Raw genomic sequence first — 15,815 nt, 5'->3', positions numbered from 1 at the left:
GGTGCAGCCCGCCCAATAGGCAGGCTGCGGTTTCCTCACCAAGGTGAGGATTAAGCTTCGATAGGCTTGCGCCAGTCGTCTGAGCCAGATGTGCCCGCGTTAACGTGCTCCCAGATAACTTTACGGTATGACATAGAGACCGTAAGGTTCTGAGTGAAATCAGACTTGGCAGGGTCTTGGCAGTGTGGCATTTCGCAATGGATGTCTACGATAGAGGCGCTTTCTAGCTTAGTGGTAAAGAAGTTTTCTTGTTTGCCCTCAATCGAGGTGCGGTACCACTTCAGCTCGACGGTAGACATTTTTTCACCTGAAGACAGCGCGTTATAAAGCAGCGGCACCGCTTTGTTGAGCGCAACAGTGAATTTGAATGGCTTGTGAACACGTTGGCCAGAAGGCTGGCCTGACTGCGGGTCAGTAGGCACCGTCACATTATGGTCAAACTGCTGAACCAGCATTTCATCTTCGTGACCTTCAACAAACGCATCACCGATGGAGTCTGCGGTACACGCACCAGCAGTAATCAGTCCCTGGGTTTCCCCTTCAATCGAGATATAACATGGCGTTGGCATAATCGCTCCTATAAACGTTTAATCATTAAGCACAGCCTATTGACTGTGGTAAAGGTTAAATAGCGAAAAGCATGCCAACTTTTATTTTGTTATTTTACAGATAGTTACTAATTTCCAAGCAACTTTTTGCTCGGTCGCAAGCAAGAAGTTGCCAAGCTGAGCAAAAAGTTGCTTGGGAATAAAAGTTAACTCACCCACCCAGCACGTTTGTTGTCAGACCCACGACACTAGCCGTATATACCGGCCAATACACCAATAAAAATCACTAGGCCGACATAGTTATTGTTCAAAAAGGCTTTAAAGCACGCCATTCGCTCGCGCTCTCTGGCGAGGTATTGCTGATAGACAAACAATGCAAAGGCGGCCAATAAGCTCCACTGATAGGCTGGCGACAGCGCTAACCACTGCCCGGCGAGCATCAGCAGCCCGAGGGTTAATAATTGTAAGCCACCCACCGTCGCTTTATCCCAGCGGCCAAATAGAATCGCCGTCGATTTGATACCAATTTTCACGTCATCGTCTCTGTCGACCATGGCATACAAGGTGTCGTAAGCGATGGTCCAACAAATATTGGCGAAAAACAGCAACCAAACCACTGGTGGCAGCGCATTTTGCGCCGCCGCAAACGCCATGGGGATCGCCCAGCTAAACGCCAGCCCTAATACTAACTGAGGCAGATGGGTGTAGCGCTTCATAAAAGGATAAATAAACGCCAGCGCGACGCCGACAAAAGAAAGCTGAATGGTCAAACGATTTTGGGTGAGCACCAGCAAAAACGCACCGAATACCAACATAATAAAAAAGCCGAGCGCTTCTTTTTCGCTGATCCGTCCGGCCGGTAAGGGCCTGTCTTTGGTGCGCTTAACATGGCCATCGAAATGGCGATCCGCATAGTCGTTAATGACACACCCGGCGGCACGCATCATATATACCCCGAGCACAAAGACCACCAGGGTTAGCAGTGACGGCATGCCATCGGCAGCGAGAAACAAGGCCCATAAGGTTGGCCATAACAGCAATAGCGTGCCTATGGGCCGGTCTAGACGGGCCAGCTGTCCGAAGGCGGCCAGTTTTGCGCTCATGCAGGGATCTCCTTTCCATACACAGGTGAGCTAGGCAGAAATAATTCCGCCACTAGCATGGGGCGATTGTGGAGCCAAAGCCGAGAGCGACGCGCATGCAACTGATGGGACAGACACGCCACATTAGCGGTTTCAATTGCATCTCGCCGTGAGGCGCGCTGCTTAAAGACATGTTGGCCTAATGGCTCTGTTCCCAAGGCATGCAAGTGTCCCCCTTGCCCTTCTAAGGTGGAGGCCGGCATCAAGGTACGCGCGCACAACCAAGGAAGTCCATCGCCTTTTAATACCACTTCACGCACCACACAAGCCTCTTGGCCAATCAGCGCCGCTTCGCTGTCGGTCAGTTTGTCTGGGGTTAATTGATAAACGGCAATCACATCCACGTCAAAGTCATGACAGTGCTGCTTCAACCTTGCTGTCATCGAATGTGATTCGAGTAACCAACTGCCTTCTGCGGTGCGCTTTAGCGCCGCAATATCTGGTCGCTCCCAGCGTGCCGTTTGCAGCGCTTCTAAATAGGTATGATTTAATTCCGACATTGTTTCCTGTGCCACATCGCGCAAAATTCGCCTGTCCTTACCGCTAAGGGGGGGACAATGTTGCTATACTCGGCTGGTAATTGTATCAGGCTGGTTGCGTTTGGAGAATGCGCTCAGCCTATCCCTGTCACACCATGAACGGAATAACTGGGTCACTATGAGTAAAAAACAACCCCTATTAATGGTCGTACTGAGCGTGTTGTTCTGGCTTAGTGCCGCCGTCCATGCACAAGAAGAGGGTGAGGGTAACCCCAAATACAGTTACTTTTCCTTAGAGCCTGAGATTACCACCAACTATGTCACCGAAGGTCGTCGATTAGGTTTTATCAAGGTGAAAGTCGAGTTGATGGTCGATAACCCCAAACTCGTCAGTGAGCTGGAGTATCACTCTCCCCTGATCCGCGATGTGATTATTGAAACCCTAAACCAGCAAACCGCCACCCAGATAAAGTCGTTGTCTGGCCGAGAAACGATTCGCAAAACCTGTTTAGAGAAAGTCAACGAGCACCTACTCGCCGAAACCAATCGCCGCATGCTCACCGACCTGTTATTCACAAAATACTTATATCAATAATCACTCAGCCGTGACGTTAGCGACGGGCTCAGGGTGGCTAATCACCTCAAGGTGGCTTCCCTGTGCGCTCAGCATGTCACGGATCTGAGCTGGTGGCGTTGCGTCAGTAAAGACCATATCCAGCTGGGTGATATTGCCCAAATTCACCATGGCATTGCGGCCAAACTTGGTATGGTCTGCTGCCAGCATCACACAACGACTGTTATCAAGAATGGCTTTTTTGACGCGCACTTCATGGTAGTCAAAGTCGAGTAATGAGCCATCATCATCAATACCACTGATGCCAAGAATGCCAAAGTCGAGCCGAAACTGAGAGACAAAGTCGAGCGTTGCCTCACCGACAATCCCCCCATCGCGATTCCGTACCTCGCCGCCCGCAATAATCACCGTAAAGTCCTGCTTTGGCATTAAGATCGCGGCCGCATTCAAGTTGTTGGTCACCACGCGCAGGTTATGATGGTCTAGTAGCGCGCGTGCCACCGCTTCAGGTGTGGTACCAATATCGATAAACAAGGTCGCCCCATCAGGAATATGTTTGACCAAGGCCTGTGCGATGGTGTCTTTTTCTTGCTGCTGAAGCACCTTACGGGTCGCATACGCGGTATTTTCTGAGCTGGACGGCACCGTCGCGCCACCATGATGACGACGAATGTGGTTCTCTGCCGCCAATTCATTGAGATCGCGTCGAATCGTTTGCGGGCTGACATTGAAGCGCTCAACCAAGTCTTCCGTGCTCACGTATCCTTGTGACTTAACCAGATCAATGATTTGCTGATGACGTTTGTTTTGCTTCACTGCTTCTCCCCTTACAAAAAAAGCCCCCGCGATCACGAGGGCTTCCTAGTTTACGCATAGCCACTAGGCGATGCCAAGACAGATCACTTAGACAGCGTGCACAGCTGTGTCACGACGCACGCGATGCTCCCCGACCCATGCCAAACACAGGAAGAAGATAGCCAACCCACACCCGCCGGTGAGCAGCATAAAGCCACCATCCCAGCCAAAGTGGTCGACGGTATAGCCAAGCGCAATGTTCGCGACAACCGCGCCACCCAGATAGCCGAATAAACCGGTCAGGCCGGCCGCGGTGCCCGCCGCTTTTTTCGGTGCCAGCTCCAATGCATACAGGCCAATCAGCATCACCGGCCCGTAAATCAAGAAACCAATCGCCACCAACGCTACCATATCGATGCCCGGGTTGCCGGCTGGGTTAAACCAGTACACCAACACTGCCACGGTCACCAGCACCATAAACAACACACCGGCAGGTGCTCGCGCCCCTTTGAAGAATTTATCAGACATCCAGCCACATAATAAGGTGCCTGGGATCCCCGCCCATTCATAGAGGAAGTAGGCCCAAGAGGATTTATCCACGGTAAAGCCTTTCGCTTCATCAAGATAAACCGGTGCCCAATCGAGTACGCCATAGCGAATCAAATAGACAAAGGCATTGGCAATCGCGATATACCACAGCAAACGGTTCTTCATCACGTAGGTGACGAAGATATCTTTGGCGGTCATCTCTTTTTCAAACGCTTCCTCGTCATAGTTCTCTGGATAATCGTCTTTATACTCCTCAATCGGTGGCAAGCCACACGATTGTGGGGTGTCACGTAGCGTTAACCAGATAAACACCGCGACCAATGCGGCAAAAAATGCAGGTACATAAAAAGACGCACGCCAGTCATCATTAAACAGCCACAAGCCGAGCAAGAATAGCGGCCCAATTAAACCACCCCCGACGTTATGCGCCACGTTCCAAACCGACACCAGCTCACCACGCTCTTTCCGTGACCACCAGTGCACCATGGTGCGCCCACAGGCAGGCCAGCCCATACCTTGTACCCAACCATTAATAAACAGCAGGATAAACATGATGGTAATGCTGCTGGTTGTCCAAGGAAGTAAACCAAAACTGAACATCACCAACGATGACATTAACAGCCCAGCACTTAGGAAATAACGTGGGTTTGAGCGGTCAGAGACACTGCCCATTAAGAATTTTGATAAGCCGTAAGCAATGGACACAGCGGCGAGCGCTACCCCCAAATCACCACGGCTAAAGCCATATTCATCAATCAAATACGGCATGGCCAAGCTAAAGTTTTTACGCACGAGATAGTAGCCGGCATAGCCGATAAAAATCCCGATAAACAGTTGCCAGCGCAGTCGAGTGTAGGTGTCACCGATCTGCGCTTGAGGCAATCTTTGCCGGTGAACAGCCGGACGGAAGATTCCAAACATGAGAGGGTCCTCAGTAAGATGTACGCGATGGATTTATAAAAGGATAAAAATCAAAGAAGTGAGCAATAAATTTTCGTATTCGCTCAACGGGTAGAATAATTACTCAAACTGAAAACAAAAACCGTGAAAGCGAACATAAAAACATAGATCTGACGCAATAAAATTGCGCTTACGAACAAAAAAAGAGCAGTTACCTGCTCTTTTTTCTTTACGCGATAGAGATAATGCGATGTAGACAGAAGTACCGATCCGCTAAGAATGGCGTTTCGCATCCCACAGAGCGAGCAAACAGCCAATGATCAGACCAAATAAATGCGCCATATTGGCGATGTTCATGCCCATCGGCTGGAAAAAGCCAATCACCAACCACGCCAGCATAAAGACAACATATGGCTTTTCGACCGTGAGGCCACGCGAGGGCGCCAGCCAAGTCATCCACCATAAATAGCCTAACAGCGCGTAAACCACGCCCGAGAGACCACCAAAGTAAGGCCCTTCCAACCAATACTGACCGAGTCCCGAGAAAAGCGCGGCGAATAAAAAGATTTGAACCAGCTTACTGCTACTGCCGAGGCGCTCGATGCGACCACCAAGCACCCACCACCAGAGCAAGTTGAAGATAATATGCAAAGCGGAAAAATGCAGGAGCGCATGGCTGAATAGACGCCACAGCTGCCAGCGCTGACCACTATTAGCCGGAAACAGTAAGCTGCGTACGACAACCTCAAACCCGCCCAGCGTCATCAACGCAAACAACACCACACTGGCGCACATCACCGCCAAGGTCACCGGACCAGATTTATCTTTGACCGTTTGCCATAACCCTGAGGAGGGGTAGTGAAAACGGGCATGGCGGGTTTCTGCCACCTGCCAAGACGCCGCTTGATAACGGCTATGCATGGGGTCAGCGATAAACCGCTCCAGCTCGCTATCCACCCAGGCTTTATCGTTGTCGTTCACCAACCAAATCGCCACCTGCGTTTCCGGCTCAGGGGCGAGTTCAAGAGTGACGTGATGCGCTGCCGCATAATCGACAAATGCCTGAGCCAAGCGCGCATTTGGCAGTACCGCGATTTTTTGCATGAGCTGTCCTATTGAGGCTCCTATTTAAGATCGATACCCGACGCGGTGGGAAGGGCTTGACGTTGCCAGGCTTCAAACCCGCCATCGACACTATATACCGCATCGAAGCCTTGATTGATCAAGTACTGCGCCGCGCCTTGGCTGCTGATCCCGTGATAACACATCACCAGCACCGGCTGATCAAAGTCAACCTGATCCATAAACGCCACCAAGGTATCGTTCGTTAGGTGATACGCATCTTGAGGGTGCGCAACCTGAAACGTTTGTGGATCGCGAATATCCACTAATACTGCATTTTGCTGATCATCACGCAGCATTTCCCACGCATCGGTCACAGAGATGTGTGCAAACTGATCCATACCTTTTACCCCTTCACTCACAAAATTATTCCCAGCTGACGTCACACGAGGATAACGTGCTCCTCGAAACAAGTCCGCATTGTACCTGAGTTTGATCTCACACGTCTGCTTCCCCCCGCCAACAGTGTTCGTTTTTTAGTCGACTGTGGAAAAAGGTGTGGATTGCGTTGATAAGCGATGATCGTTATACCGGATCCACTAGATGTAGTAAGGATCCAGGATAAGCTGTGAATAACCTCTTCAACACTTTTCTTTTTCCCTGGCAACAGGCATAAAAAAACCGGCCTCATGGCCGGTTCAGCTTTGATCGAAGACGATCTTACAGCGCATCACCCATTGCTTGTTTAAGCTTTTTCATCGCGTTCTTCTCTAGCTGACGGATCCGCTCCGCCGACACTTGATAATGATCCGCGAGATCTTGCAGCGTGGCTTTGTTGTCGTCTAACCAACGAGAACGGACAATATGTTGGCTGCGCTCATCCAATGCGGATAGTGCACTGGCCAATCGGCGGTTTGCGTGCGACTCCCAGTTTTCCGCCTCTAGCGACGCGGCAATATCTGAGGTTTTGTCCTCCAGATAATAGACAGGGGCCATTGGACCGCTTTCGCGCTCATCGTCGGCATTCGCCGGCGCTTCAAAGGTCGCATCCTGTGCGGCCAACCGAGCTTCCATTTCGCGCACCTCAGACGCTTCCACGCCGAGTTGCTCTGCGACCATATTCACTTCGTCGTTATTAAACCAACCCAAGCGCTTTTTGTTTTTACGCAAGTTAAAGAAAAGCTTACGCTGCGCTTTGGTGGTTGCCACTTTAACGATACGCCAGTTACGCAATACGTACTCGTGAATTTCAGCTTTGATCCAATGGACAGCAAAGGACACGAGGCGCACGCCAACTTCTGGGTTGAAGCGCTTCACCGCCTTCATCAAACCAATGTTGCCTTCTTGTACCAAGTCTGCCATCGGGAGACCGTATCCGGTGTATCCACGGGCGATATGAACAACAAAACGCAAGTGAGATAGGATCAGCGACTTCGCCGCCTCCAGATCACCATGATAATGGAGACGCTCGGCCAGCGAATGCTCCTCTTCAGCGCTGAGCATAGGGTGGCTGTTTACCGCTTGCAGATAACCGTCGATGTTATCTTGAACAATCGGTGCCAATGCGTTCATCTCTTTTGTCATTCAAACCTCGTTTCCGAATCGTCGAAGACCGAATTGCTGATTAAGCATGCAAAAATATACCCAAGCAGGGGCAAACTGCAAGCCTTTATCTGTCTGTTGTGAGTCTATGACCGTATTAACCCTACACAGGTTCAATTTCTTTTAAATGTCGGCGCGTCGCCAGCAACGCCGCCAACACTCCTAGTAGGATTGAGCCCATTAACAATAGCAAAGATTCATCCCAATTGAGTCCGCTAAGGGTAAAGGGACTGTCATAAAGCTGTGCAAATTGCCGCACCGCCCCATCCATCAACCAGGTGTTTAACCCGGTGAGTAACCACGCGACGATCGCCGCCAGTCCGCCCAACCATGCGCCCATATAAAGATAAGGCCGTAAGATAAAACGGTCGGTGGCTCCTACCATTTTCATCACTTGGATCCGTGCACGATGATGGAGTACCTGCAACCGCAAGGTATTCCCCACAAGTAGCACGACAGCTGCCAACATCAACCCGGAAAAAAGCCAAGCAAGTGTAATGGCCAGTGTTTTGATCGCGTCCAAACGTGCCAGCCAATCAGTATCTAACCGCACTTCCTCGACTTCAGCCAGTGCCGAAAGCTTGTCGGACAAGGCTTCCACACGCGCGGTCAAAGAGGTGGCGTCTTCTCCATCTGCGGGGGTCACGTCAGGCACCACCACCAACACAGCAGGCAGTGGATTATTATCTAACAAGCTCACCGCTTGATTAAAGCCTCGCTGCTGTTTTAGCGACGCCATACCTTGGTCAGGCGAGATGTATTCAATGCTATCAATGGCGGGCCACTCCCTCAGCTGCTTAGCCAGTGCTTCACCTTGCTGCGACGATTGATCCGGCGTTAAGAACACATTGAGCTCAGCAGGGCTATGCCACTGCGCGCTCACTGTTACCACATTCTTGGCCAATAAGTAAAACGTCGCGGGTAAGGAAAGTGCAACCGCTAACACCATCAAGGTGAGTAGATTCCCCATCGGGCGTTGAAACAGATCCCGCCAAGCAGTGGAGGCATGACGCTTTTGCGTCTGCATAAAAGATTCAGCCATGACTGACCTCCGCCAAACTGCCTTGCTGGAGATCAAACCGCCTAAGGTGGCGGTACTGCTCAAGCAAGCTGGTGTCATGGGTCGCCATAAGAATGGTCACGCCCACTTGGTTGAACAGGCGAAACAGCTCCATAATCTGCGCTGACAAAGCGGCATCGAGATTCCCCGTTGGCTCGTCCGCCAACAGGACTTGCGGGCGATTGACCACCGCCCGGGCAATCCCAACGCGCTGCTGCTCCCCGCCTGATAATTGAATCGGGAAACAACGCGCTTTATCCAACAGCCCCACTTTATCTAACGCCGCAGACACGCGTTTTTTGATTTCACCTTCTGGCTGCTGCTCAATACGCAGCGGTAACGCCACATTCTCGTAGACAGTCGCGTCCATCAGCAGGTTATGATCCTGAAAAATAATCCCTAAATGGCGCCGTAGAAACGGAATGTCTTGGCGCGGAATGCGGGAAATATCATGGCCATTGAAGTAAATCTGCCCATCACTAGGACGTTCAATGGCGCAGATCAGTTTCAGCAGCGTACTTTTCCCGGCGCCAGAATGGCCGGTTAACAACGCCATATCCCCTTTGGGAAGCTCAAAGCTGACTTTTTGCAGCGCCTGACGGCCACCCCGATAGGCTTTGCTTACCTGCTGAAACTGAATCACGGTTATTCCTCCCGGCTAAAGAGCGCCTCGATAAAGTCGTTGGCGTTAAAGGTGCGTAAATCTTCAATGCCTTCACCGACACCAATATAGCGAATCGGAATATTAAATTGTTCTGCCACAGCAAAAATCACCCCGCCTTTGGCAGTGCCGTCTAATTTTGTCAGCGTAATCCCCGTTATCGGTGCAATTTCATTGAACAATTTCGCTTGGCTGATGGCGTTTTGTCCGGTACCGGCATCCAGGGTCAGCATCACTTCATGTGGGGCACCCACATCCAGCTTTTGCATCACGCGCACAATCTTGCGCAGCTCTTCCATCAAGTTGGCTTTGTTCTGCAAACGTCCTGCCGTATCCGCAATCACCACATCGACGTTACGCGCTTTGGCCGCTTCAATCGCGTCATACAACACAGAAGCACTGTCTGCACCCGTGTGTTGCGCGACCACGGGCACCTGATTGCGTTCGCCCCAAGCTTGCAGCTGCTCGACCGCGGCCGCACGGAAGGTATCACCGGCAGCCAGCATCACAGATTTACCTTGAGCTTGGAACTGGCGTGCTAATTTGCCGATGGTGGTCGTCTTGCCCACTCCATTGACCCCGACCATTAAGATCACGTAAGGCTTTTGGTCAGTCAGCACCAACGGTTGCTCGACCTTTTCCAGCATCTGCGCCATTTCTTGTTTAAGAATGCCATACAAGGCTTCGCCATCTTTCAGGCTCTGGCTCTGGCTCTGGCTCTGGCTCTGGCTCTGGCTCTGGCTCTGGCTCTGGCTCTGGCTCTGGCTCTGGCTCTGGCTCTGGCACGGTATTGACTTCGCTTTCGCTATCAGATGCAAGGGTTTCTTGCGGTTGTTGCGAGTTCGCCTCATCAATCGATGTTTCTACCGATGTGGTTGACTCTGCCGTCTCTTCCGCCACGTCTGGCGCAGTCGTTGGTGACGCTTGTTCTGGTTCAGGCTGTGTCTGGTCTTTTTTCCGACCCAGACCCAACCATGACATAAATCCACGTTTCTTTTTTTCTGCCATTGGCAAATCCTAAAGCATGCTTGATACAATCAGCGGCTCAATACCGAATCGGCATAGTCTATCACCTTCTTTACGGTCAAAAAATCTATGGTTAAACGCGCCAACCGCAAATCTTCATCAGCTCACGCTTCCCGTGGGGCTGGAGCTGTTCGTATCATTGCTGGCCGCTGGCGTGGCCGTAAGCTTGTCGTGCAAGACGCACAGGGGTTACGCCCCACTACCGACCGGGTGAAAGAAACCGTATTTAATTGGCTGGCGCCCCATCTTCCGGGAGCGCGCTGCTTGGATGTGTTTGCGGGCAGTGGTGGACTGGGCTTTGAAGCGCTCTCTCGCGGCGCGACTTGGACGCAGTTTTGCGAAAAAAACCCCGTAGCGGCCAAACAACTTCGAGATAACCTCGATCAGCTTGGCGCAGAGAATGCGCAAGTAGATAGCACAGATGCACTGACTCTACTCGCCGCGCCACCGCAAAACGGCCCGTTCGATGTGGTCTTTGTCGATCCCCCGTTTCATCAAGGGTTGCTTAACGACACCTTGGCTGCGCTCGCAAACAACGGATGGCTCGCACCTGGGGCATGTATTTACGTTGAAGCGGAAAGTGAGCTGGATGACTATCACGTCCCAGGAAACTGGCACTGTCATCGTGAAAAACGTGCAGGACAAGTCAACTTCCGTCTATATTTCAACGACCAAACGTAAGAGACACACTATGAAAGGACTAATTCTACTCGCCAAAGCGGCCATCGCCTTTGTTTGGATCGTCTTACTGGCCAACATCGTTCACCCGTTTCCAGGGGTGGCCGCCATGGCGCTCTATATCATGACCGGCTTTTTGTTGGTGATGCATGGGCTACAAATGCTGATTTTCTTAGGAGCATTTGGCGACAAAATTACCATGACGCGCTGGGAAAAATGGTCAATCCTGATTTTTGGGATTTTTGCGCTGCTCGATATTCGCCGCAAGCATATGATGTAAGTGTCATTCGCGACTATGCTGGCATTGCCAGCATAGTTCAAAACTGCCGGCGTTCTCTTCTCCACAGTGCTGGCATACCCAGTGTGTCTCGCTTTGCTCTTCATACGCCTGCAGTAATTGCCTTGCTTGAGCGACATTTTCTGGGGCAACCCATAAGGTTACGCCTTGCACATCAGTGGGTAACTCGCCCACTGCCGCACTCAGCGCTTCGCCTTTCAATACACAATCAATACGATGGCTGGATAACAGGCCTTTTAAGCTGTGCGCCTCCAAGGTGTTCATCGCTTGATAGACTTTTTCCATCTCACCCTCCTTGGGCGATCACCACCGAGGCACTGATCAGTGCTTGCGCTAAAAAATAACTCGACATCACCATCGCTTGTGCCGCACGAAATTCGCCCTTAAAACGCGCAAACGCCAGCACGGTATCTGACACCATAAAACAGATAGCACCGGCCAGTGCGAGTGCCGCCGCGGGGGAGTGAGTATTGAGCCAGTATTCACCGGCCGCCCATACCATCTGGGTGATCACGGCAATATACACGGCCACAGGCAGCGCGAGCTGCCCTAAGTTTGGGAGCAGTAAAAGAAAGACGATAATGCCCAGGCCAGACAACATGGCGGGCAGCCACCATACCATATGGCCGTCAAATTGCGCCCAAAACGCGAAGATATAGACCAGGTGTGCGAGTAAAAAACTGGTTAACCCCTGCACAAACCTGTCTTTGGGGAGCATTAAAAAGACATCGCCCACCACAGAGAGCAATAGCGCGACGAAGACCCATTGCGCATAATGAGAGACGCTAATGTGAGTGCCCACTATCGCCATGAGCATCACAATAGTCAGCGGTTTAAAAAGATAAAACTGCCAACGTGGGCCCCGGTAGGCTGCGGAGATATGCAGCAGTCCAGAACAACAGACAGCGAACCAGCTCCACATGAGTATCATTCCTTTCAAGACAAGGACGCCAAGTCTAGGCTGGCTGGCGGAGATGTCCAGCGTCCCTTGATGAGAACAAGATCCAGTTTAAAAAAATCGTAACGTTAACCGTGGGGTGACAACCGATTATTGTGGTTAGCTAGCCACTCCATTGCGGCCACACTTGCGCGTAAAAACCAATTGCCCCCGCGGTAAACAGCAGGATAAGCCCCGCGGCAAGCCGCCAAATCAATCGGTTGCTTCGCGGTACTAATTCTGACTCACAATACTTACTCACCGATATAAATTCACGTATATCGTCCACTTCGTAACCCTCTTCATGAACGACCTTGTTACGAATAGTGGCGACAAAGCGCAGCTTTTTGATCACATCATGCGGCAGGCGTTTTTGGCTACTGTCGATGAGCTGATGTAGCCCCTTCCCTTCGGCGTGATAGTGCTCACGCAGCAAGCCTTCTAGGCGCTTACTGTGCTTAATCACGACTGCGACGTCATCCATGCTCTCTCTCCTTACCAGCTCCCATTTTATGAGTATGGTGGTTTTTATACCATTTAGGGGCATCAGGCTTCATGATTGCGATCTGATCCTGTCATCCTATATTCAATCAGTTATGACCGCCGTTGTCGTCAAAAGTGTCATCATTTATGGCACCAACCACGCGGTGGCGCGATATCGTTGCAATACAGCAGTGGTCAGCGCCGCCCCCGCAAAGGCATATAGCGTCAGCAAGGGGATCCAAACCAGAGCGGGCGATAAAGTGGGCCAGTAAGCCCTGACGGGCCAAAGGAACACTGGGTGAATCAAGTAGATCCCTAGGCTATAACGACTCAGGGTTGCAACCCACGATGGTGTCGCTTTATTCGCTCGCCAATGTTTGACGGCAAGGAAAAGTGCCGCACTAATCAGCACCGTGTTGATCGTGGTATACGATAACCAACCCTCAGTGATATAACGCTGATGTGCAACACTGGTGGTTAACACGTGATACTCGGTCATACCCAAAGCCAGTAAGCCCAGCGCCCACCACAGTAACAACGCACGTGGCGCTTGGTGTAGCCAATAGCCTAACCATAAGTAGCCGCCATAGAGGATAAAATCATTCCGCCACCAGCCATGCGCGCCGGTTAAATACCAAGCCGTTAAGCTTATCCATGCTAATCCGATAAAAGCCACTGACCATGACGGTAAGCGTGGCATTAACGGGCGTAGCAATGGCACCCACAGCAGCAACGGGATGTAATAGTAGAAAAAGCCAAGGTGATAATAAGTTTCATGCTGAGGGGCCGCGCCCAATGTTTGGGTGACGGTCTGCCACGAAAAACCATCCGGCGTCAGTCCAGACAGACACGCAAACGCGAACGACCACACCAGAAAGGGCACCACCACCTTAACCACGCGGCGACGGATAAAATGGCGCAAGCGGAAAGGCCGCGTCGACGAGAGCAGCAGTAAGCCCGAAATCATAATAAAAATCGGCACCGCCCAGCGGCTTGCACTGTTTAGCCCTACCGCGACCACCCAATCACTCAGCGCAATATCACCAATTTGAAACCGATACGGACCCAGTACATGAATCGCCACCACGAAAAAGGCAGCGAGGACACGCAATATGTCGAGGTAATCAATATGTGTCTGTGTTTCAGTCTGTTGCATTTGTTAACACTTTTAACCAGTGACCGGATCGAGCACGCATCCATCATACGCCAACTTCGCGTCAAATGATGTCCGTTAAAGTCATTATCCAGTCAAATATGTTTCTTTTTTGCCTCATTAGCAGCACGTAGATCGAGTTTTACGCTCACTAACTAGCTTTTAATCTTGCTATTTAAGTTAAAAAACAATTAACATTCGGCCTCCTTTTCCCATAGACGGGAAATGCAGTACAACGAAGGAGACCAACCCCATGCACTCAAGTACCACAGAGCAACAAGGTGGGCCGCACAAGCGCACACTGTTTACGCGCTTTCTCGATACCGTCGAGTGGCTCGGCAACCTGCTCCCTCATCCAGTGACCTTATTCGCGATTTTCTGTGTCGCTATCCTGATCGCCTCGGGTGTCGCTGGCTACTTTGATGTGTCTGTCGCCGATCCTCGCCCAGAGGGCGCAAAAGGACGTGCGGCAGATGGCATGATTTATGTGCAAAGCCTGCTCAACGCCGAAGGCTTGCAAATGATCGTCACCAACTTGGTGAAAAACTTTACCGGCTTTGCCCCACTCGGCACCGTGCTGGTGGCCATGCTCGGTGTGTCGGTCGCAGAACATTCAGGACTGCTGTCAGCCTCCATGCGCGGCCTGGTAATGGGCGCGTCGCGCCGTACCGTCACCTTTACCATTGTCTTTGCCGGTATTATCTCGAATACGGCTTCAGAGCTCGGTTACGTGGTTTTAATCCCGCTTGCCGCGATGATCTTCCATTCATTAGGCCGTCATCCATTAGCCGGGCTTGCCGCAGCGTTTGCCGGGGTATCAGGCGGTTACTCTGCTAACTTGTTGTTGGGAACTGTCGACCCCTTGCTGTCGGGGATCACCGAGTCAGCCGCGCAAATGATTGACCCAGACTACATCGTTGGGCCCGAAATGAACTGGTACTTTATGTTCGTTTCTACCTTCTTCATCGCGATTGTTGGTGCGTGGATCACCGATAAGATTGTCGAGCCTAAGCTGGGCCAGTATGACCACGACCAAGCCTCTGAAGATGTCGCCGCCGCCTCCGCGAGCAAGCTTAATGATGACGAGAAACGCGGTCTTCGTAATGCCGGGATTGCGGTGCTGATTGTCAGCGGCATTTTAGCGCTCACCATCGTCCCAGAGTGGGGACCACTGCGTCACCCCGAGACCAATGAAGTGGCAGGCTCGCCGTTTTTGAAAGGCATTGTTGCCTTTATTATGGTGTTCTTTGCCGTTCCCGGTATTGTGTTTGGCCGTACCGTCGGCACCATCAATAACGATCGCGACGTGATTGATTCGATGTCTAAGTCGATGAGCGCCATGGGCATGTATATCGTGCTGGTGTTTTTCGCGGCGCAATTTGTGGCGTTCTTTAAATGGACCAATTTTGGCCAAGTGATTGCGGTCGGCGGCGCTGACTTTTTGCAAACCATCGGTTTAACAGGGCCAGCATTATTCTTTGCCTTCATCTTGATGTGTGGCCTGATTAACCTCTCGGTCGGCTCGGCATCGGCGCAGTGGGCCATCACCGCCCCCATCTTTGTACCTATGTTGATGCTGGTCGGTTATGCCCCAGAGACGATTCAATCAGCCTACCGGATTGGCGATTCAGTGACCAACATCATTACCCCGATGATGAGTTACTTCGGGCTGATTCTGGCGGTGGCGTGTCGCTATGTGAAAAACCTTGGCATAGGCACCTTGATTGCCACCATGTTGCCTTATTCGATGATCTTTATGGTGGGATGGAGCATCCTATTCTACGTATGGGTTTTCGTGCTCGGTCTGCCCGTTGGCCCTGGTGCAGAAACCTACTACAACTTCAACCAGTAACGTATCGTTATTCGGT

General features: G+C 51.4%; 19 protein-coding genes and 1 pseudogene. 4 read left to right on the top strand and 16 right to left on the bottom strand.

What is annotated here, in order from left to right:
* Positions 1–50: 50 nt before the first annotated feature.
* The 3 genes from BZG73_RS01530 to BZG73_RS01520 all read right to left on the bottom strand — a co-directional run bounded on the left by BZG73_RS01530 (position 51) and on the right by BZG73_RS01520 (position 2,190).
* Complete coding sequence (locus BZG73_RS01530) at positions 51–569, bottom strand: Hcp family type VI secretion system effector (RefSeq protein WP_077455008.1); 519 nt, start codon at positions 567–569, stop codon at positions 51–53.
* A 227-nt stretch (positions 570–796) separates the two neighbouring features.
* A complete protein-coding gene (gene ubiA / locus BZG73_RS01525) occupies positions 797–1,651 on the bottom strand; it encodes a 4-hydroxybenzoate octaprenyltransferase (protein WP_077667393.1) in 855 nt (284 codons plus the stop codon).
* A complete protein-coding gene (locus BZG73_RS01520) occupies positions 1,648–2,190 on the bottom strand; it encodes a chorismate lyase (RefSeq protein WP_077667392.1) in 543 nt (180 codons plus the stop codon). The genes ubiA and BZG73_RS01520 overlap by 4 nt, the downstream gene beginning before the upstream one ends.
* 157 nt (positions 2,191–2,347) lie before the next feature.
* Here BZG73_RS01520 and BZG73_RS01515 point away from each other — a divergent pair, with 157 nt between their 5' ends.
* Positions 2,348–2,764, top strand: a complete 417-nt coding sequence (locus BZG73_RS01515) for a flagellar basal body-associated protein FliL (RefSeq protein ID WP_046074635.1) — start codon at positions 2,348–2,350, stop codon at positions 2,762–2,764.
* Here the strand turns inward: BZG73_RS01515 and BZG73_RS01510 are convergent, their stop codons facing one another.
* From BZG73_RS01510 to BZG73_RS16300, 9 genes and pseudogenes are all read right to left on the bottom strand, one after another.
* Complete coding sequence (locus BZG73_RS01510) at positions 2,765–3,559, bottom strand: DeoR/GlpR family transcriptional regulator (protein ID WP_046074811.1); 795 nt, start codon at positions 3,557–3,559, stop codon at positions 2,765–2,767.
* Positions 3,560–3,646: 87 nt separating this feature from the next.
* Positions 3,647–5,008: a glycerol-3-phosphate transporter gene (gene glpT / locus BZG73_RS01505; protein ID WP_077667391.1), complete on the bottom strand. Its 1,362-nt coding sequence runs from the start codon at positions 5,006–5,008 to the stop codon at positions 3,647–3,649.
* 252 nt (positions 5,009–5,260) lie between these two features.
* Positions 5,261–6,091: a rhomboid family intramembrane serine protease GlpG gene (gene glpG / locus BZG73_RS01500; protein ID WP_077667390.1), complete on the bottom strand. Its 831-nt coding sequence runs from the start codon at positions 6,089–6,091 to the stop codon at positions 5,261–5,263.
* A gap of 20 nt (positions 6,092–6,111) precedes the next feature.
* Positions 6,112–6,450, bottom strand: a complete 339-nt coding sequence (gene glpE / locus BZG73_RS01495) for a thiosulfate sulfurtransferase GlpE (RefSeq protein ID WP_046074632.1) — start codon at positions 6,448–6,450, stop codon at positions 6,112–6,114.
* A 319-nt stretch (positions 6,451–6,769) separates the two neighbouring features.
* Entirely contained in the window at positions 6,770–7,621 is an 852-nt protein-coding gene (rpoH, locus tag BZG73_RS01490; protein WP_369795704.1) for an RNA polymerase sigma factor RpoH, read from the bottom strand.
* Positions 7,622–7,754: 133 nt separating this feature from the next.
* A complete protein-coding gene (ftsX, locus tag BZG73_RS01485) occupies positions 7,755–8,693 on the bottom strand; it encodes a permease-like cell division protein FtsX (protein WP_077667389.1) in 939 nt (312 codons plus the stop codon).
* Entirely contained in the window at positions 8,686–9,354 is a 669-nt protein-coding gene (gene ftsE, locus BZG73_RS01480) for a cell division ATP-binding protein FtsE (protein WP_046074629.1), read from the bottom strand. The genes ftsX and ftsE overlap by 8 nt, the downstream gene beginning before the upstream one ends.
* Before the next feature lie 2 nt (positions 9,355–9,356).
* Positions 9,357–10,076: pseudogene (gene ftsY, locus BZG73_RS01475) on the bottom strand (signal recognition particle-docking protein FtsY); the annotation flags it as partial.
* A complete protein-coding gene (locus BZG73_RS16300; protein ID WP_077667387.1) occupies positions 10,036–10,380 on the bottom strand; it encodes a hypothetical protein in 345 nt (114 codons plus the stop codon). The pseudogene ftsY and the gene BZG73_RS16300, both read right to left, overlap by 41 nt.
* 87 nt (positions 10,381–10,467) lie before the next feature.
* On the opposite strand from BZG73_RS16300, the gene rsmD reads away from it, so the two are divergent.
* Together rsmD and BZG73_RS01460 are read left to right on the top strand one after the other, a co-directional pair.
* Positions 10,468–11,079 (top strand): 16S rRNA (guanine(966)-N(2))-methyltransferase RsmD, encoded by a 612-nt coding sequence (gene rsmD / locus BZG73_RS01465; protein WP_077606772.1) that lies wholly within the window; start codon positions 10,468–10,470, stop codon positions 11,077–11,079.
* A 10-nt stretch (positions 11,080–11,089) separates the two neighbouring features.
* Entirely contained in the window at positions 11,090–11,356 is a 267-nt protein-coding gene (locus tag BZG73_RS01460; RefSeq protein WP_046074561.1) for a DUF1145 domain-containing protein, read from the top strand.
* A gap of 3 nt (positions 11,357–11,359) precedes the next feature.
* Here the strand turns inward: BZG73_RS01460 and BZG73_RS01455 are convergent, their stop codons facing one another.
* From BZG73_RS01455 to BZG73_RS01440, 4 genes are all read right to left on the bottom strand, one after another.
* Positions 11,360–11,659: a putative signal transducing protein gene (locus BZG73_RS01455; protein ID WP_046074562.1), complete on the bottom strand. Its 300-nt coding sequence runs from the start codon at positions 11,657–11,659 to the stop codon at positions 11,360–11,362.
* A gap of 1 nt (position 11,660) precedes the next feature.
* Positions 11,661–12,296 carry a lysoplasmalogenase gene (locus BZG73_RS01450; protein WP_046074563.1) on the bottom strand — a complete coding sequence of 212 codons (636 nt, stop codon included), beginning with the start codon at positions 12,294–12,296 and terminating at the stop codon, positions 11,661–11,663.
* A gap of 139 nt (positions 12,297–12,435) precedes the next feature.
* Positions 12,436–12,795, bottom strand: coding sequence for a DUF4145 domain-containing protein (locus BZG73_RS01445; protein ID WP_046074564.1), 360 nt, complete (start codon positions 12,793–12,795; stop codon positions 12,436–12,438).
* A gap of 144 nt (positions 12,796–12,939) precedes the next feature.
* On the bottom strand, positions 12,940–13,950 hold the full coding sequence (locus BZG73_RS01440; RefSeq protein WP_077667386.1) for an acyltransferase: 1,011 nt from the start codon (positions 13,948–13,950) through the stop codon (positions 12,940–12,942).
* A gap of 250 nt (positions 13,951–14,200) precedes the next feature.
* Between BZG73_RS01440 and BZG73_RS01435 the strand changes: the two genes are divergently transcribed.
* Positions 14,201–15,799, top strand: a complete 1,599-nt coding sequence (locus BZG73_RS01435) for an AbgT family transporter (RefSeq protein WP_046074566.1) — start codon at positions 14,201–14,203, stop codon at positions 15,797–15,799.
* The last annotated feature ends 16 nt before the right edge of the window (positions 15,800–15,815 follow it).

This window comes from Salinivibrio siamensis (assembly GCF_001996005.1).
Taxonomy (GTDB): domain Bacteria; phylum Pseudomonadota; class Gammaproteobacteria; order Enterobacterales; family Vibrionaceae; genus Salinivibrio; species Salinivibrio siamensis.
This window is presented reverse-complemented; position numbering and strand designations above follow the sequence as displayed.